Origin of the sequence: Lysobacter sp. 2RAF19 (genome assembly GCF_052115395.1) — a bacterium.
GTDB lineage: Bacteria > Pseudomonadota > Gammaproteobacteria > Xanthomonadales > Xanthomonadaceae > Noviluteimonas.
Map to the genome: position 1 here is coordinate 389292 of NZ_JBFRGO010000002.1, position 17272 is coordinate 406563.

General features: G+C 66.7%; 14 protein-coding genes and 1 pseudogene. 12 read left to right on the plus strand and 3 right to left on the minus strand.

The features are described 5' to 3' along the window. Positions 1-14 precede the first annotated feature (14 nt). Complete coding sequence (gene hslU, locus AB4059_RS08615) at positions 15-1358, plus strand: ATP-dependent protease ATPase subunit HslU (protein WP_498979047.1); 1344 nt, start codon at positions 15-17, stop codon at positions 1356-1358. Here hslU and AB4059_RS08620 read toward each other — a convergent pair. Next, positions 1355-1840, minus strand: coding sequence for a cupin domain-containing protein (locus AB4059_RS08620; protein ID WP_498978508.1), 486 nt, complete (start codon positions 1838-1840; stop codon positions 1355-1357). The genes hslU and AB4059_RS08620 overlap by 4 nt on opposite strands. Before the next feature lie 84 nt (positions 1841-1924). Between AB4059_RS08620 and ubiE the strand changes: the two genes are divergently transcribed. Further along, entirely contained in the window at positions 1925-2683 is a 759-nt protein-coding gene (ubiE, locus tag AB4059_RS08625; RefSeq protein ID WP_498978509.1) for a bifunctional demethylmenaquinone methyltransferase/2-methoxy-6-polyprenyl-1,4-benzoquinol methylase UbiE, read from the plus strand. Between the two features lie 418 nt (positions 2684-3101). On the opposite strand, the gene AB4059_RS08630 is transcribed toward ubiE, so the two are convergent. Continuing rightward, complete coding sequence (locus tag AB4059_RS08630) at positions 3102-5354, minus strand: carbohydrate binding family 9 domain-containing protein (RefSeq protein WP_498978510.1); 2253 nt, start codon at positions 5352-5354, stop codon at positions 3102-3104. 162 nt (positions 5355-5516) lie between these two features. Between AB4059_RS08630 and AB4059_RS08635 the strand changes: the two genes are divergently transcribed. The 5 genes from AB4059_RS08635 to AB4059_RS08655 all read left to right on the plus strand — a co-directional run bounded on the left by AB4059_RS08635 (position 5517) and on the right by AB4059_RS08655 (position 10431). Then, positions 5517-6104 carry an outer membrane beta-barrel protein gene (locus AB4059_RS08635; RefSeq protein WP_498978511.1) on the plus strand — a complete coding sequence of 196 codons (588 nt, stop codon included), beginning with the start codon at positions 5517-5519 and terminating at the stop codon, positions 6102-6104. 137 nt (positions 6105-6241) lie between these two features. Further along, positions 6242-8191 carry a M1 family metallopeptidase gene (locus AB4059_RS08640; protein ID WP_498978512.1) on the plus strand — a complete coding sequence of 650 codons (1950 nt, stop codon included), beginning with the start codon at positions 6242-6244 and terminating at the stop codon, positions 8189-8191. 4 nt (positions 8192-8195) lie between these two features. Continuing rightward, positions 8196-9167 carry an alpha/beta fold hydrolase gene (locus AB4059_RS08645; protein ID WP_498978513.1) on the plus strand — a complete coding sequence of 324 codons (972 nt, stop codon included), beginning with the start codon at positions 8196-8198 and terminating at the stop codon, positions 9165-9167. Further along, positions 9164-9892 (plus strand): hypothetical protein, encoded by a 729-nt coding sequence (locus AB4059_RS08650; protein ID WP_498978514.1) that lies wholly within the window; start codon positions 9164-9166, stop codon positions 9890-9892. Before AB4059_RS08645 ends, AB4059_RS08650 begins: the two co-directional genes overlap by 4 nt. 71 nt (positions 9893-9963) lie before the next feature. Further along, positions 9964-10431: an aminoacyl-tRNA deacylase gene (locus AB4059_RS08655; protein ID WP_498978515.1), complete on the plus strand. Its 468-nt coding sequence runs from the start codon at positions 9964-9966 to the stop codon at positions 10429-10431. On the opposite strand, the gene AB4059_RS08660 is transcribed toward AB4059_RS08655, so the two are convergent. Then, positions 10432-11364, minus strand: coding sequence for a carbohydrate kinase family protein (locus AB4059_RS08660; protein ID WP_498978516.1), 933 nt, complete (start codon positions 11362-11364; stop codon positions 10432-10434). It abuts the gene before it with no gap. Positions 11365-11601: 237 nt separating this feature from the next. On the opposite strand from AB4059_RS08660, the gene AB4059_RS08665 reads away from it, so the two are divergent. From AB4059_RS08665 to rodA, 5 genes and pseudogenes are all read left to right on the plus strand, one after another. Further along, on the plus strand, positions 11602-12648 hold the full coding sequence (locus tag AB4059_RS08665) for a rod shape-determining protein (RefSeq protein ID WP_498959701.1): 1047 nt from the start codon (positions 11602-11604) through the stop codon (positions 12646-12648). A 42-nt stretch (positions 12649-12690) separates the two neighbouring features. Beyond that, a pseudogene (mreC, locus tag AB4059_RS08670) lies at positions 12691-13731 on the plus strand (rod shape-determining protein MreC); the annotation flags it as partial. After that, entirely contained in the window at positions 13731-14216 is a 486-nt protein-coding gene (mreD, locus tag AB4059_RS08675) for a rod shape-determining protein MreD (RefSeq protein WP_498978517.1), read from the plus strand. The pseudogene mreC and the gene mreD, both read left to right, overlap by 1 nt. Before the next feature lie 10 nt (positions 14217-14226). Beyond that, positions 14227-16140: a penicillin-binding protein 2 gene (mrdA, locus tag AB4059_RS08680; RefSeq protein WP_498978518.1), complete on the plus strand. Its 1914-nt coding sequence runs from the start codon at positions 14227-14229 to the stop codon at positions 16138-16140. Continuing rightward, a complete protein-coding gene (gene rodA / locus AB4059_RS08685; RefSeq protein WP_498978519.1) occupies positions 16137-17249 on the plus strand; it encodes a rod shape-determining protein RodA in 1113 nt (370 codons plus the stop codon). The genes mrdA and rodA overlap by 4 nt, the downstream gene beginning before the upstream one ends. Positions 17250-17272 lie beyond the last annotated feature (23 nt).

Here is a 17272-nt window from a genome sequence, read left to right on the forward strand (position 1 = left end):
AAACCTCCTCCACCATGACGCCGCGCGAAATCGTGCAGGAACTCGACAAGCACATCGTCGGCCAGCACGCCGCCAAGCGCGCGGTCGCCATCGCGTTGCGCAATCGCTGGCGCCGCATGCAGCTGGAACCCGACCTGCGCGACGAGGTGATGCCCAAGAACATCCTGATGATCGGCCCCACCGGCGTGGGCAAGACCGAAATCGCGCGCCGCCTGGCGACGCTCGCCAACGCGCCCTTCGTGAAAGTGGAAGCCACGCGCTTCACCGAAGTCGGTTACGTGGGCAAGGACGTCGAACAGATCGTGCGCGACCTCGCCGACACCGCGGTGAAGATGTATCGCGAACAGGCCAAGCTGCGCGTGCGCACGCAGGCCGAAGATCGCGCCGAAGAACGCATCCTCGCCTCGCTGCTGCCCAAGCGGCAGGTGCCGACCGTGTTCGGTTTCACCAGCGAAGAGACGCCCGAAGAGGTCTCGCCGGAAGAAACGGCCACGCGCGCCAAGCTGCGCAAGCAGCTGCGCGCGGGAACGCTGGACGAGCGCGAGATCGAACTGGAGATCGCGATGAACGTCGGCGTGGACATCATGGCGCCGCCCGGCATGGAAGAGATGGGCCAACAGTTGCGGCAGATGTTCTCGCAGGTGGCCGGCGGCAAGACGCACACCAAGCGGATGTCGATCAAGGCCGCCCGCCCGCTGCTGATCGAGGAAGAAGCGGGCAAGCTCGTCAATGAAGACGACGTCCGCGCTTCGGCGATCGAAGCCTGCGAACAGCACGGCATCGTGTTCATCGACGAGATCGACAAGGTCGCCAAGCGCTCGGAAGGCTACGGCGCCGATGTCTCGCGCGAAGGCGTGCAGCGCGACCTGCTGCCGCTGGTGGAAGGCTCGACGGTGAGCACCAAGTACGGCCCGGTGAACACCGACCACATCCTGTTCATCGCCTCCGGTGCGTTCCACCTGGCCAAGCCCAGCGACCTCATCCCCGAAATGCAGGGCCGCTTCCCGATCCGCGTGGAGCTCTCGGCGCTGAGCAAGGCCGACTTCGTCCGCATCCTCACCGAACCGCGCGCCGCACTCACGCGCCAGTACGTCGAACTGCTGAAGACCGAAGGCGTGTCGCTGCGCTTCGACGACGCAGCGATCGATCGCCTGGCCGACATCGCCGAACAGGTGAACGACCGCCAGGAAAACATCGGCGCGCGCCGCCTGCACACGGTGATGGAACGCCTGCTCGATACCCTGAGCTTCGAAGCGCCGGACAAGGACGGGACCTCGCTGACGATCGACCGCGACTACGTCGAGCAGCACCTGGGCGAACTGGTGCAGGACCCGGATTTGTCGCGCTACATCCTCTAGGGCTTGGCGTTCCGCGGATCGTCCTTCGGATTCACGTAGTTGATCTGGAACGGCCCCATCCCGTTGACCTGCACGACGGCGCCGCCTTTGGTCGACGCCTCGTGCTGCATCTTCGCGGGCAGGTTGACGTAATCGCCGGCGACGAAGTCCGCGTCGTGCGCCTTGGCGCCTTCGTCCATCGCCAGGTGGAAGTCGCCTTCGATGATCGTCACCTGCTCATCGGTGGGATGCCAATGGCGCGGGATCTTCCCGCCCGCCGGCGCCTTCAGGCGGATCGCGAAGGGCCCCGACTTCGCGGGGTCGCCGTACAGCACGGCCGCCTGCACGCCCTTGGGCAGGAACGCCGGACCGTCGCCCCACTTGGTGTCGGCCGCCTTGACCATGACGTGGGCGCCCGACGCGCCGGCCTCCTGCGCAGACGCGGTCTGTGCCAAGGCAAGCGCGGGCACCAGGGCAAGGGTGAACAGGGCGGTGGTCTTCACGGATCGACTCCCGTTGGGGTGTGCCACCGCCAACGCATCGCGCGGATGGAACCGGCCTTGGCGTTGTGGGCGATAATCCAACGCATGAGCCAGCCCAACGACCGCGACACCACCCATTTCGGCTTCCGCGACGTGCCCGTGCGCGAGAAGCAGAAGCTCGTCGGCGAAGTCTTCTCTTCGGTCGCCGGCAAATACGATTTGATGAACGACCTGATGTCGCTCGGCATCCATCGCGTGTGGAAGCGTTACTTCGTCGCCACCGCGCAAGCGAAGCCCGGCGATCGCGTGCTCGACCTGGCGGGCGGCACCGGCGACATCGCAGCACTGTTGCGCGATCGCGTCGGCGAGCAGGGCGAAGTCGTCATCGGCGACATCAACGGCGCGATGTTGCGCGTGGGCCGCGATCGCATGACCGACCGCGGCAACGTACGCGGACTGTCGTATGTGCAGATGAACGCCGAAGCCCTGCCGTTCCCCGACGCGAGCTTCGACCTGGTGACGATCGCCTTCGGCCTGCGCAACGTGACCGACAAGGACGCCGCGCTACGCGAGATGCATCGCGTGCTGAAAGTCGGCGGCCAGATGCGCGTGCTGGAGTTCTCCGAAGTGAAGGCGGAGTGGTTCAAGCCGATCTACGACTTCCATTCCTTCAAGGTGCTGCCGCAACTGGGCAAGTTGTTCGCGCAGGATTCCGGCAGCTACCAGTACCTGGCCGAGTCGATCCGCAAGCATCCGCCGCAGGAGCAGTTGAAGGCGATGATGGAAGCCGCCGGCTTTGCACGATGCGACTTCAAGAACCTCAATGCCGGCATCGTTGCGGTGCATACCGGATACAAGGTGTAAAGAGCGAGTCCTCTTCGGAGGGACGCCACGCGGCGAGGCTCACCTCGACTGAGGCGGCTGCTCCTTCGGCGCGAAAGTGCAAAGGCTTATCTCAGGTCGCCGCGAAGGTGCCTTGCCCGAGAGAGGACATCGCGCTGGCGAGGACATGCACCCACGTATGCCGCGATGTCCTCGACGGGCAAGGCGCCGCCCGTCGGGTGTGCTGGCTGCAGGCGCGAATCGATCAATCGCGACGAAGCCACTCAAACACAGGTGTCGCGCCACCCAAAGCGTGGTGCGCAGTGGTCGTCGTGTTGGAGGCCACATTGCGGAGCGTGAGCTCTTGCGGAGCAATGTGGCCTCCAATGCGGCGGCCGATGCGCCGCCCTCGTGGAGGCGCTCCCAACAAGCCGCAGACGCTTCTGCGCACCGCCTTTAATCAGCCCGGCTGCCACGCATAACTGATCTTGAGGAACAAACTGCGCGTATTGGTGAACATATTGCGCACCTCGTCGTCCTCGAACCCGCCTTCCGAATACCCCGCATACAGCGCACTGCGCGGATTGAGCTTGTACGAATACAACACCTGCGCCGCAACATCGCTCGAATGGCGCAACACCGGAACCTCGTACAACGCCGGATCCCGATCGATGTCGCTGCTCTGCACCGACAGACGCACCCGCTGACGCGGATCGAACTGCCAACTCAGCCGCCCGTCCAGAACGCGCGCGTCGTACGCCGTGCCACCGTCCCGATGCAACTGCTGCAAGGTGTACGTCACGTTGAGATTGATCCCCCGCCCGATGTCCAACTGCACGAACGGCTCGGCGTCGACCAGATGCCCCGTGCGCGAAGCGAGCAGATCCAGCGCGGCACCGTCCTGGAAATTACCGCCGACCTTGATCGGCGCCCACGGCACCAGTTCGAAGTAGAACGTGCCCCACTGCTCGTCGAACATCCGGCCGCTCCAGAAACGCGTGCGCGACAGCCCACCGAGTTCGTAATACCCTTGGCGTGACGCGCGCGCCGAGAGATAGCCCTCGAGCTCCTTCTCGAGCAACTGCCCGTCGAAGCGATGCGTGATGTCCCAATCGCCGTTGAATTCGATCCGGCTCACCGTCGAACCCTTCGGCATGAACCACGTGCGGCCGCCACCGATCGTCTGCTTGTCGTAACCGACCTGCGTGATGAAGCCCAGGTCCGCGCGGAAACCGTCGTCGACGGCCTGGTGCTGCACATTGAAACGCCAGTTGCGGTTGGCGAACGCATATTTGAGGTACAGCGCGTCGCCCTTCGGCGACGTGTCGCGCAGCGCGAGGCCATCGGGATACACCGAATCGCTGCCCAGCCACTGGCCGATCAGCGTGTGCTCGTCCTTCTGGTAGCGCGCGTCGATGCCGCCGACCGAGTTGCGATAGCCATCGCCGGAACGGTAGGTCGCGATCGCGCCCACGCTGGTGTACGCGTCCAGGTCGTAGCGATAGCGGCCGACGAAATCGTCCGCCGATTGCTCGAGGAAACGGAACGACGAACCCAGCGGTCCCGGCACGAGCAATTGCGTGGTCGCGTCGCGCGCGAGGATCGCGCCGTAGGCCTGCCCGCCGTTACGGCCGGTGACGCGCAAACCGCCATCGGGGTCGGCGATCTGGCGCGTGTAGAGCACCTGCAGCGGCGTGGTGAAGTAATCGGCGCCTTCGAGGAAGAACGGCCGCTTCTCCGGGAAAAACAACGCGAAGCTCGTATTGAGGTCGAGCTGCGCCTGGTCGGTTTCGACCTGCGAGAAATCCGGATTCAGCGTCGCGTTGAGCGTCAGGTTCGGGCTCGGCGCCCAGGCCACGTCGACGCCCGGTTCGATGTCGGTGCCGTCGTTGGTCCATTCCGCGCCGGGGCGCGCGCGCTCTTCGGCGTGCAACATCGTGAGCGTCGGCGTGATCTCCAGGTTCTTGCCCTGCTTCACACCGACGAAGCCATCGACCTTGTCGAAGGTGCACGTCATGCACTTCGAACCGCGCTCGACGCGGTTACTGAAGTACTGGTACCGGAAATCGCGCGGACGCACGCGCAGGAACGTCGCGCCCCAGCGGCGCGTGCCGTCGGTGTCGCGGAAGCGCAGCGTCGCGAAGGGGATGCGCATTTCCACGTCGTAACCGTGTTCGGTCACCTTCGCCGCGCTTTCCCACAGGCCGTCCCAGCTGTCGTCCTCGGAGTTGGTCGACTCTTCCTTGATCAGGTCGGCCTGCACGCCGAAGGGATTGACGAAGAACTCGTACGCGCGGCGTTGGTCGTCGAAGGTGTCGAGCATCACGCCGACGAAGTCGTCGCTGTACAGCGAATCGCGATCGCGCAGGAACGCGCGCAGCTTCGTCGGATCGGGATCCTCGGCGTGGAAGGAAATCAGCAGCGCGTCGTCGGTGTAGGCCATGCGCGCGGTGGTCTTCACCGGCGCGGGCGTGTTGTCGTTCGGCGTGACCTCGAAGACCAGGTCGATCGGCGTCGCCGAGGCCCACGCGACATCGTCGAGCACGCCGTCGACGACGATGTCCGAGGGCGCGCGCGGAATGTCGCGCACGACGGTCCGGGTCGCGGGCGCGGCGGGGGCCGCGGTCTGCGCGAGGGCGGGCGTGGCCGCGACGAGCGCGACAAGGCAGAACAGGGCGCGCCGGAGCGGGCCGCTCGAAGTCAGGACAGGCATGGGCGCGGAGCATGGAGATTCGCCTCGCGCGGCGAGCGTGCCGGAAGTCGGGGCGTGGAGGCATTGCGTCCCGTTGTGGACACGGCCTCACCAAAGGCCGATGGAGCCGCGCCGACGCCGCCGTCAGCATCGCCCGCACACCAACCCCGAGGTTCCAAGCAAATGCAACGTTCCTGTTTCGCCCTCGTCCTGCTCGCCGCCCTGCCGTTTGCGGCATCTGCCAAGGCCCCCGACCTGTCCTACACCTACGCCGAAGCTGGTTACGTTCACAGCGACGCCGGCCGCGACGCCGATGGCTGGGCGATCAACGGCTCCTGGGCGTTGAACGAGAACTTCCACGTCTTCGGCAGCTACGCCGATCACAGCATTGCCGTTTCGAACGTCTACTCCGATTTCGACACCACGCAGTGGTCGCTCGGCATGGGCTACCGCCACGGCCTCAGCGACAACGTCGATTTCGTCGGCCGGCTGGCCTGGACCATGGCGGATTCGGAATACATCAGCTACGGCCGCAAGTTCAGCAACGACAACAACGGCGCTTCCATCGAAGGCGGCGTGCGTGCCGCGATGGGCAAGCACTTCGAAGGCTACGCACTCGGCGGATACGGCGACGTGGCGTACGGCAACGGCGAGTTCTACGCCCGCGTCGGCGCGCAGGCCAAGTTCAGCCAATCCTTCGGCCTTGCGGCGGACGTGAAGTTCATCGGCGGCGATACCCAATGGTTCGTCGGCCCGCGCATGAGCTGGTGATTCACCGCCGGACAGGTCCTGCCATCGCCACCCGCAGCCCGGCTTCGGCCGGGCTGCGTCGTTCAGGGCGCCTTTGCGCGTGCGGGCGGCGTCGAGGCTACACTCGGCCGCCTCGGTTCCCCGGAGAGTCCGCCCGCATGCGCCACGCCCCCCTCATGCTGTCCCTGGCCGTCACGCTCGCGCTCAGCGCCTGCGCGAAGAACGAAACCCCTGCGACGCCGGCCACGCCCGCTGCGTCCTCGACTGCCGCCGCCGCCCCCGCCACGCAGGCCGCCGCCGTGACCGACGAACACTCCTATTCGCAACCCGACAAGGTCCGCACGACCGACCTCGCGCTCGACCTCGCGCTCGACTTCGCGAAGAAGACCCTGTCGGGTACCGCCACCTATTCGCTGGACTGGGTCGACCCCACCGCCACGCAACTGGTGCTCGACACCCGCGATCTCACCATCGCGAAGGCCGAGGGCCTGGGCGCCGACGGGAAGTGGGCACCGCTGCAGTTCAAGCTCGCCGACGGCGCCGACAAGGTGCTCGGCACGAAGCTCACCATCGAAACGCCGCAGCGCCCCAAGCAAGTGCGCGTGACGTACACGACGTCGCCGAATGCCTCGGGCCTGCAGTGGCTCGAACCGTCGATGACGGCCGGCAAGAAGCAGCCTTTCATGTTCAGCCAGTCGCAGCAGATCCACGCGCGTTCGTGGGTGCCCTTGCAGGACACGCCGATCGTGCGCTTCTCCTACACCGCGCACGTCACCGCACCGAAGGACGCGATGGTGCTGATGAGCGCCGACAACGATCCCAAGGCCGCGCGCGACGGCGACTACAGCTTCAAGATGCCGCAGAAGATCCCGTCCTACCTGCTCGCGATCGCGGCCGGCGACCTGGTCTTCCAGCCGATCACCGACAGGGCCGGCGTGTGGGCCGAACCGGGCACCGTGAAGCCGGCGGCCGCCGAATTCGCCGACACCGGCAAGATGATCGACACCGCCGAAAAGCTGTACGGCCCGTATCGCTGGGACCGCTACGACATCCTCGTGCTGCCGCCGTCGTTCCCCTACGGCGGCATGGAAAATCCGCGCCTGACCTTCGCTACGCCGACCGTGATCGTCGGCGACAAGTCGCTCGTCTCGCTGGTGGCGCATGAACTCGCGCACAGCTGGTCGGGCAACCTGGTGACCTTCTCCACCGCGAAGGACGCCTGGCTCAACGAAGGCGTGACCAGCTACGTCGAAAACCGCATCGTCGAAGCGCTGTACGGCAAGCCGCGTTCGGACATGGAGCTGGTGATCAACCGCAACGAGCTGAAGTCCGAATACACCGAGGACAACAAGCCGCTGCAGAAGCTCGCCGGCGCGCCGGGCGAACTGAAGGATCCCGACGACAACCTCAGCTCGACGGTCTACACCAAGGGCGCGTGGTTCATGCAGTTCCTCGAGCAGCGCTTCGGCCGCGACAACTTCGATGCGTTCCTGCGCGGCTACTTCGACCATTTCGCGTTCCAGTCGATCTCCTCGCAGCAATTCGCCGACTACGCGAAGGCCAACCTGCTCGACAAGTATCCGGGCAAGGTCACGCAGCAGGAGTTCGACGAATGGCTGCACCAGCCCGGCGTCCCCTCCGATGCGCCGCAGACCGCGTCGCCGCGCTTCGACGCCGTCGATGCCGCACGCAAGGCCTGGCTGCAGGACGGCACGCTGCCGGCCGCCGATGCCACCGGCAAGTGGTCGACGCAGGAGTGGGTGCACTTCATCGAAGGCATGCCCACCACGCTCAACACCAAGCAGATGGAAGAACTGGACACGGCGTACAAGTTCACCGGCACGCCGAACGGCGAGATCGCGCAGCGCTGGTATCCGCTCGCGGTGCGCAGCGGTTACACGCAGGCCAATGAAGCCATCGCCGCGTTCCTGCAGAAGATCGGCCGTCGCAAGCTGATCATGCCGACGTACAACGAGTTGGTGAAAACGCCGGCCGGCCTGAAGCTCGCCGAGGAAACCTTCGCCAAGGCCAAGCCGGGCTACCACCCGATCACCACCGGTTCGGTGCAAGCGGTGATCGACGCGGCGAAGTCCAAGAACGCGCAATAAGCGGATGACGCGATCCCGCCAAGTCGCCCTCGCGGCCGCCCTCGTGGCGGCCGCGTTGCTTGCGTTGTTCGCGTACGTCCTCGTCGATCCGGACGCGGCGATCCGCATGGATTTCGCGCGGCAACGGCACGATGCGAAGTTGTCGCGGGAAACGCGGGACGTCGCCGGACACCGCTGGGTCTACGCGACGCGCGAAGCGAAGACGGCCGATGCGCCGACGATCGTGATGGTGCACGGCTTCGTCGGCGGCAAGGAAAACTTCTATCCCGTCGCGCGTGCGCTGGCGGGCAAATATCGCCTCGTGATTCCCGACCTGCCGGGGTGGGGCGAAAGCCAGCGCATTCCGAACGAGAACTACGGCTTCCTCGCGCAGAGCGAGCGCCTGGCCGCGTTCATCCGCAATGTCTCGCCAGGCAAGCCGGTCGTGCTCGTCGGGCACTCGATGGGCGGCGGCATCGCGGCGCTCGTCGCGGCGGGCCATCCGGACCTGGTCTCGCGCGTGGCGTTGATCGATGCGGCAGGCGTGCGCTTCAACGACAACGACTTCGGCAAACAGGTCCTCGCCGGTGGCAATCCATATGCCGTGCGCGATCGCGCGAGCCTGGATCGTTTCTTCGCCACCGTCTTCCATCGGGAAGACATGCGGCCGTGGGTGCCGTGGCCGGCCGACAAGGCCTACATCGCGCGTCGCATGCGCGATGCGGAATTCGAACAACAGGTGCTCGCCGCGATCGGCCGCGGCCCCGAACGGTTTCTTCCCGGCAACGAAGCCGCACGCATCCGCCAGCCCACGTTGTTGCTGTGGTGCCGGCAGGACACCGTGATCGATCCCAGCGCGCTCGGGTTGTACGCTGACCGCATTCCGCAGGCGACGGGCGTGATGCTCGATGATTGCGGCCACATGTCGATCATGGAACGGCCCGAAGACGTCGCCATCGCCATCGACCGACTCATCGAACGAGGCCAGCCCCGATGAACGCCCGCATTGGCTCCACGCTCACCGTCGCGCTGCTGCTTGCCGCCTGTGGCCCGAAGGAAGATCCGCAGGCCGCCGCGAAGGCCGCGGCCGCCGAGTCGGCGCGCGTGGATCAACTCGCCGCCGGCAAGGAAAAGGAATTCGAGGACGCGTACGCGCGCAGCGATTGGAAACTCGCGCGCGGCTACGGCGATTCGCTGCAGATGGATTATCCGAACTCCGCCGCCGCCAAGCGCATCCAGGCCAAGCTCGATGACGCGCGCGCGCATCTGCACGCCGAAGACGATGCGCGACGCCGCGCCGCACTGTGGGCCTACCAGACACAACCGGCGAAGGGCGGCACGCAAATTTCGGCGGCGATCTATTCGAAGGAGGAAGTCGACACCGGCGGCGGCAAGCGCCCCGTTCGCCTGATCTTCCGCGACCATCCCGAATGGGGAAAGAGCGCGTACCTGGTGCTGGAGAAGGGCGACTTCGATTGCTATTCGGGGTGCAAGGTGAAGGTGGCGATCGACGACGGAAAACCGAAGGCGATGGCGGCTTCGCGCCCGAAGACCGATGAGGCGATCGCGATGTTCATCACCGACCAGGGCGCGTTGTGGCGCATGGCCGCGCAGGCGAAGACGGCCCTGTCGATCGAGTTCCCGGTGAAGGCCGGCGGCACGCGCACGGCGGTGTTCGAAACCGGTGGCGTGGACAAGGGCAAGCTGCCGAAGTGGAAGTAGTCCGACGAACGATCACGCCGGGTTAGCGCGAGGGGACTAAGCTCGACGTCCCCACCGGAGCGGAGGCGACCATGCTGTCACCGCGCCTGCACAACTATCTCGACCAGCAACATTCCCACTATTCCACGCTGGTGCACGATCGCACGGTCACCGCGCACGAAACCGCCAGTGCCGCGCAAGTCAGCCGCCAGGTGTTCGCCAAGACCGTGATGCTGAAAGTCGACGGCACGCTCGCGATGATGGTAATGCCCGCGGCGTATCGCGTCGACCTGACGCGGCTGTCGCGCGCCCTGGGCGGGCGCATGACCGAACTGGCCGAAGAAACCGAATTCAAGGACGCATTCCCCGATTGCGAAGTCGGTGCGATGCCGCCGTTCGGCAACCTCTACGGGATGCCGGTGTTCGTCGACTCGCGCCTGGCCTCGCACCACGAAATCGCGTTCAACGCCGGCACGCACACCGATGCGGTGCAGATGCCGTACAAGGAATTCGAGCGCCTCGCGCAGCCAGAGTTGCTCTGGCTGGCGCACGTGATGTGATTACAGCGCGTAGCCGAACTGCTGGCGGAATTGCTCGCTGAAGTCCGCGTAATCGAAGCGCTGGTTCTGCGTGCCCGGGTGTTCGACCTTCAGCGCGCCCATCAGATTTCCGATGCGCCCGATCGTCATCCAGTCCGCGCCCTTTTCGATGCCGAAGATCAGGCCCGCGCGGAATGCGTCGCCGCAACCGGTGGGGTCGGTGACGCGGCGCTCGTGCGCGGGCGGCACGTCGTAGGACTTGCCCGGCGTGTGGATCTGCGCGCCCTGCGGGCCGCGCGTGACGATGTAGGCCTTCGTGCGCGAAACGATGTCCTTCTCGTTCCAGCCCGTGCGCTCCTGCAGCAGGTTGGATTCGTAATCGTTGACGGTGACGTAGTCGGCCAGCTCGATGAACTCGCGCAGTTCCTGCCCGTTGAACAGCGGCATCGCCTGGCCCGGATCGAAGATGAAGGGGATGCTGCCCTCGGCGAATTCCTTGGCGTTCTGCAACATGCCTTCGCGGCCGTCGGGGCTCACGATGCCGAAGCTCACGCCCGCCACGTCCTTCACGTGGTTTTCGTAGCTGCGCATCATCGCGCCCGGATGGAAGGCGGTGATCTGGTTGTTGTCGTGGTCGGTGGTGATGAAAGCCTGCGGCGTGAACAACTCGTCGATCACCTTGACCTGGTCCAGGCGGATGTCCTGTTCGACGAACCACTCGCGATACGGGCCGAAATCCTGGCCGACGGTGGCCATCGGGATCGGATCGCCGCCCAGCAGCTTGAGGTTGTAGGCGATGTTGCCCGCGCAACCACCGAACTCCCGGCGCATCCTCGGCACGAGGAAGGAGACATTCAGGATGTGCACCTTGTCCGGCAGGATGTGGTTCTTGAACTGGTCGGGGAACACCATGATGGTGTCGTAGGCCAGGGAACCGCAGATCAGGGCGGACATCGGGAAACCTTGTATTCGGGCCGGGCTGGGCCCGCGGGGCGCACAGGGTAGCGGCCCGTTGCCCGCATGGCCAGAACGGGCCACTTCGGAGGCGATTCTGCGGAGGCCGTCGAATTGCCCGAAATCCCCGGAAAAAACGCGCACTCCGCGCTTGCTGGGGGGCAGGGGGAAGGATAGGCTAGCGCACCTTCGCGGCACGATTTCCAGTGCCGCCCGCATGCAGGCGACTCCCCCCGAATGTTCAAGTTCCTCGGCCGCTACTTCTCCAGCGACCTGTCCATCGATCTGGGCACGGCCAACACCCTCATCTACGTCCGCGGGCAGGGCATCGTGCTCAACGAGCCGTCCGTGGTCGCCGTGCGCCAGGATCGCCTCGGCGGCGGCTCCAAGACGGTCGCGGCGGTCGGCACGGAGGCCAAGCAGATGCTGGGCCGCACCCCGGGCCACATCACCACGATCCGGCCGATGAAGGACGGCGTCATCGCCGACTTCACCTACACCGAGGAAATGCTGAAGCACTTCATCCGCAAGGTGCACAAGTCGCGCCTGCTGCGCCCCAGCCCGCGCGTGCTGGTGTGCGTGCCCTGCGGTTCGACCCAGGTCGAGCGCCGCGCGATCAAGGAATCGGCCGAAGAAGCCGGTGCCCGCGAGGTCCACCTGGTCGAAGAACCCATGGCCGCCGCCATCGGCGCCGGCATGCCGGTGACCGAAGCCTGCGGCTCGATGGTCGTGGACATCGGCGGCGGCACGACGGAAGTCGCGGTCATCGCCCTCAACGGCATCGTGTACTCGCAGTCGGCCCGCATCGGCGGCGACCGCTTCGACGAGGCGATCATCGCCTACGTCCGCCGCACGCAGGGCATGCTGATCGGCGACGCGACGGCCGAGCGCATCAAGCTCGAAATCGGTTGCGCCTACCCGCCGAAGGAAGTGCGCACGATGGAAATCTCGGGCCGCCACCTGGCCGAGGGCGTGCCGAAGATGATCACCATCACCTCCAACGAAGTCCTCGAAGCGCTGCGCGAGCCGCTCGCCGGCATCGTGGCGGCGGTGAAGCAGGCGCTGGAGCAGACCCCGCCGGAACTGTGCGCCGACGTCGCCGAGCGCGGCATCGTGCTCACCGGTGGTGGCGCGCTGTTGCGCGACCTGGATCGCCTGCTGACCGAAGAAACCGGCCTGCATGTGCAGGTGGCCGACGATCCGCTGACGTGCGTGGCGCGTGGCGGTGGCCGTGCGCTGGAGATGCTCGACATGCACGGCAACGAGTTCTTCGCTCCGGAATAAGCGAGCCCCTTTCCCGCCAGGCCTTCCTTCCTCGCCGCCATCGTGCCGTCCTACGCCGGTCCAGCAGCTGCCCGCCCCGGCGAAATCGTCGGCACGCTTCGGCTGCTGGCGTATCTGGCCGCGGCCTTCGCGCTGATCCTGCTGGACCATCGCGGCGGTTGGCTCTCGCAGGTCCGCCAGCAGGCGCAGGCGTTCGTGCAACCGATGTGGGCCGTGGCCGGCTGGCCCGGGGCCATGATCGATTCGATCAGCGACGATGCCGGCACGCGCACCTCGCTCATCGAAGAAAACCGCCGCATGCGCAACCAGATGCTCGTCGACAGCGCGCGCATGGCGCGCCTGCAGGCGGCGGCCGCCGACAACGATCGCCTGCGCCGCATGCTCGGCGTCGTGCAGCGCGGCGGCCTGGACGTGCAGCTCGCGCCCATCCTCGACATCGACCTGGATCCCACGCGGCAACGCCTGGTGCTCGATGCCGGCAGCAGCGACGGCGTGCGCGTGGGCCAGGTCGTGATCGATGCCGGCGGCGTGGTCGGCCAGGTCATCGCCACCACCGCGTCGCATTCGACCGCCTTGTTGCTCACCGATCCCGACCATGCCGTGCCCGTCGCCGTGATGCGCAACGGCGTACGCCTGGTCGCCTACGGCACGGGGCGCAGCGATCGGCTCGCGCTGGCGAGCATCCCCTTGTCGAGCGACGTGAAGGTCGGCGATGTCGTCGTCACGTCCGGTCTCGGCGAACGTTTTCCCGCGGGTTTCCCCGTCGGCAGGATCTCCGCGCTGCGGCCCGACGACAGCCGCGCGTTCCTCGTCGGCGATGTCACGCCCGCCGCGCAACTGGATCGCGGCCGCGACGTGCTGCTGCTGCGCAGCGCACCCGAACGCCCGGTGATCGGCCCCGCGCCGGCGACCACCGCGCCGGCCAGCGCATCGAGCGCCGCCGTTCCCGCATCGACCGCCGCCATTCCCACGCGTGCGCAGCTCAAGGCGCGCGCGCCGGCGGCATCGGCCAAGCCCGCCGCAACGACGCAGCCCGCGCCCGCAACGACGCAGCCCGCGCCCGCCACCACCGGGGCGCGCCCATGAGCCGCGAACGCGCCGCCTGGGTCCTTCCCGTCAGCATCGTGGTCGCGCTGCTGCTCGGCTTGCTGCCGCTTCCGGCGCAGGTCGCGCCGCTGCGGCCGTACTGGCTCGCGCTCGCGCTGGCGTACTGGGTGCTCGAAGAACCCGATCGCGTGGGCCTGGGCTTCGCGTTCGTCGTCGGCCTCATCGCGGACCTGTGTTTCGGCAGCCTGCTCGGCGAACAGGCGCTGCGCCTGACCATCCTCGCGTTCATCCTGCAGCGCTTCCGCGCGCGGCTGCGCTTTTTCCCGCTCTCGCAACAGGCACTGGCGATCGGCGCGCTGTTGCTCAACGATCGCATCGTGACCACCGCGCTGCATCTGGCGCTGGGCGAATCGCTGCTCCCGCCGCTGGCGTGGGTGGCGCCGGCGATCGGGATGGTGCTGTGGGCGCCGTTGTTCCTGTTGTTCGACACGCTGCGCCTGCGGGCGTGGCGCAACCGCTGAAGGCCGTCGCATGCGCCGCCGCCAGCTGAAGAACGCATTCGCCGAGGCGATGCAGTTCCGCACCCGCGCGTTGATCGCGTTCGCGGCGGTCGCGCTCGCGCTGTTCGGGCTGGGCGGCTGGTACTTCCGCCTGCAGGTGCTCGAGCACGACGAATACGCGACGCGCTCGGAAGCCAACCGCATCAAGCCGCGCCCGGTCGTGCCGGGCCGCGGGCTCATTCTCGACCGCAAGGGCCGCGTGCTCGCCGAAAACGTGCCGGCCTTCCGCCTGGACGTCGTGCCCGACCAGGCGGGTGACACCCAACAGCTGGTCGCGAGCCTGTCGAAGATCGTCGCCCTCGATCCCGAAGAGATCGAACGTTTCGATATCGAACGCAAGGGCAAGCACGGCTGGCGCCCGATCACGCTGAAGATGCGCGTGGGCGAGGAAGAGGCGGCGCGCTTCGCCGTCGACCGCTGGCGTTTCCCGGGCGTCGAACTCGTGCCCTATCTCAATCGCCATTACCCCTACGGCGATCTGCTCGCGCACATCATCGGTTACGTCGGCCGCATCGACCAGGCGGACCTGGCGAAGATGGGCGAGGTCGACGCCGCGCTCACGCACACCGGCAAGACGGGGCTGGAGCGCTATTACGAGGAAGCGCTGCGCGGCAAGGTGGGTTTCGAGAAGATCGAAACCAACGTCGAAGGCCGCGCGCTGCGTCGCCTCGGCCAGGTGCCCGCGGTGCCGGGCGCGGACCTGCGCCTGTCGATCGACCTGGATCTGCAGAAGGCGATGGTCGCCGCGTTCGAGGATCACGATGGTTCGGCGGTCGCGATCGACCCGCGCACCGGCGAAATCCTCGCGATGGTGAGCCTGCCCTCCTACGACCCCAACCTGTTCGTCAACGGCATCTCGCACGCGCAATACAAGGCGCTGATGGATGATCCCTCGCGCCCGCTGTTCAATCGCAACGTGCTCGGAGGTGGGCCGCCGGGTTCGACGGTGAAGCCGCTGATCGCGCTCGCGGGCCTGGACAGCGGCCTGCGCCGTCCGGAAGACAAGGTGTTCTCCACCGGCGAATTCCACATTCCCGGCCAGAAGCGCGGCTATCGCGACGCGCACGGCGGCGCGGGGTGGACCGACCTGCGCAAGTCGATCGCCGCGTCGGTGAACTTCTACTACTACAAGCTCGCCTACGACATGGGCATCGAGCGCTTCGCCGCGTACATGCACAAATACGGATTCGGCGCGCCCTCGGGCATCGACCTGGCCGGCGAAACCAGCGGCATCGTGCCTTCGCCGGCGTGGAAGGCCACGCGCACGAAGGACCAGTGGTACGCCGGCGAAACCGTGATCGCAGGCATCGGGCAGGGCTATTGGGTCGCCACGACGCTGCAGCTGGCGCGCGGTGTGTCGGCGATCGCCAACGGCGGTCGCCTGATCCGCCCGCACTTGGCCGCCGCGCGTCGCGATGGATACGACACGCCGTGGTTGCCGATCGCGCAGCCGCCCGCGGTGCGCATCACCGACCATCCCGACAACCTGCGTGCCGTGCAGGAAGGCATGATGATGACGATGCAGCCGGGCGGCACGGGCTTCAGCCTCGTGCGCGGCGCGCCGTACCTGATGGCGGGCAAGACCGGCACGGCGCAGAAGATCAGCCGCCGTGGCGGCGTAAGCGTGGATCCGCACCAGTTGCCGTTCAACCTGCGCCACCAGGCCTTGTTCGTCGGCTATGCGCCGGCGGACAACCCGACGATCGCCGTCGCCGTCGCCGTCGAACACGGTGGTTTCGGCGCGAGCACCGCCGGCCCGATCGCACGCAAGATCTTCGACGCCTACCTGCTGGGCAAGATGCCCGAAGTGGCGCCGGCGACGCAGCTTCCCGTCGCCGCTGCAGTCCCGGCGACGCCTTCGCCGACACCGGCGCCGCCGCGATGAACGCCATCCTCCGCATCGGCGTGGATGTCACCGGGCGCGTGATGCGCACGGTCGATCCGTGGCTGCTCGCCGCGCTGCTGGCCTTGATGACCATCGGCCTGGCCGTGTTGTACAGCGCGGGCGCCGAAACCCCGAAACTCGTTTATGCGCAGGGCGTGCGCTTCGTCGTGGGGCTGGCCGCGATGTGGGGCCTGTCGCGCATTCCGCCCACGCGGCTGCGGCACTGGTCGCCGCTGGTGTACGGCATTTCGCTGCTGCCCTTGCTGCTCGTGCTCGCGATCGGGCAGGGCAAGCACGGCAACCACTGGATCAACCTGGGCTTCTTCTACTTCCAGCCTTCGGAAGTGATCAAGTTGAGCCTGCCGATGATGGTCGCGTGGTTCCTGCAGCGCGAACCCTTGCCACCGAGCTTCCGCGTCGTGCTGGTCTCCGGCGCCCTGATCGCGATTCCGCTCGGGCTGATCCTGCTGCAACCGGATTTCGGCACGGGGATGCTGGTGGCCTCCAGCGGCGTGTTCGCGCTGTTCCTCGCCGGCTTGTCGTGGTGGTGGTTCGTCGCCGCCTTCGCCGGCGTGGCGGCGGTCGCGCCGGCCGCGTGGTTCTTCATGCTGCGCGAGTACCAGAAGGAACGCATCCTGACCTTCCTCAATCCCGAATCCGATCCGCTCGGCGCCGGCTGGAACATCATCCAGTCGAAGATCGCGATCGGCGCGGGCGGCATGACGGGCAAGGGCTGGGGGCAGGGCTCGCAGTCGCACCTGGATTACCTGCCCGAACACACCACCGATTTCATCTTCGCCGTGTTGAGCGAAGAGTTCGGCTGGATCGGCGTGGCCACGGTGCTCACGCTGTATCTGTTCGTGATCGGACGCTGCCTGTGGATCGCGGCCGAAGCGCGCGATGGCTATTCGCGTCTGCTCGCGGGCGCGTTGGGCCTGTCCTTCTTCGTCTACGTCATCGTCAACGGCGGGATGATTTCGGGCATGTTGCCGGTCGTCGGCGTGCCCATGCCGCTCCTGAGTTACGGCGGTACGTCCGCGGTTTCCCTGCTGGCGGGCCTGGGCCTGGTGATGGCGGTCGGCGCGCATCGTCCGCGCCATACGACATGAAGCAAAGGCGGGAATAGGGAATA

What these genes read in the sequence shown, in the direction of transcription:
- hslU (WP_498979047.1), top strand. Translation starts at nt 15, where the DNA reads ATGACGCCGCGCGAAATCGTGCAGGAACTCGACAAGCACATCGTCGGC.
- rodA (WP_498978519.1), top strand. Translation starts at nt 16,137, where the DNA reads ATGAACGCCATCCTCCGCATCGGCGTGGATGTCACCGGGCGCGTGATG.
- ubiE (WP_498978509.1), top strand. Translation starts at nt 1,925, where the DNA reads ATGAGCCAGCCCAACGACCGCGACACCACCCATTTCGGCTTCCGCGAC.
- AB4059_RS08640 (WP_498978512.1), top strand. Translation starts at nt 6,242, where the DNA reads ATGCGCCACGCCCCCCTCATGCTGTCCCTGGCCGTCACGCTCGCGCTC.
- AB4059_RS08645 (WP_498978513.1), top strand. Translation starts at nt 8,196, where the DNA reads ATGACGCGATCCCGCCAAGTCGCCCTCGCGGCCGCCCTCGTGGCGGCC.
- AB4059_RS08660 (WP_498978516.1), bottom strand. Translation starts at nt 11,364, where the DNA reads ATGTCCGCCCTGATCTGCGGTTCCCTGGCCTACGACACCATCATGGTG.
- AB4059_RS08630 (WP_498978510.1), bottom strand. Translation starts at nt 5,354, where the DNA reads ATGCCTGTCCTGACTTCGAGCGGCCCGCTCCGGCGCGCCCTGTTCTGC.
- AB4059_RS08665 (WP_498959701.1), top strand. Translation starts at nt 11,602, where the DNA reads ATGTTCAAGTTCCTCGGCCGCTACTTCTCCAGCGACCTGTCCATCGAT.
- AB4059_RS08650 (WP_498978514.1), top strand. Translation starts at nt 9,164, where the DNA reads ATGAACGCCCGCATTGGCTCCACGCTCACCGTCGCGCTGCTGCTTGCC.
- mreD (WP_498978517.1), top strand. Translation starts at nt 13,731, where the DNA reads ATGAGCCGCGAACGCGCCGCCTGGGTCCTTCCCGTCAGCATCGTGGTC.
- AB4059_RS08655 (WP_498978515.1), top strand. Translation starts at nt 9,964, where the DNA reads ATGCTGTCACCGCGCCTGCACAACTATCTCGACCAGCAACATTCCCAC.
- AB4059_RS08635 (WP_498978511.1), top strand. Translation starts at nt 5,517, where the DNA reads ATGCAACGTTCCTGTTTCGCCCTCGTCCTGCTCGCCGCCCTGCCGTTT.
- mrdA (WP_498978518.1), top strand. Translation starts at nt 14,227, where the DNA reads ATGCGCCGCCGCCAGCTGAAGAACGCATTCGCCGAGGCGATGCAGTTC.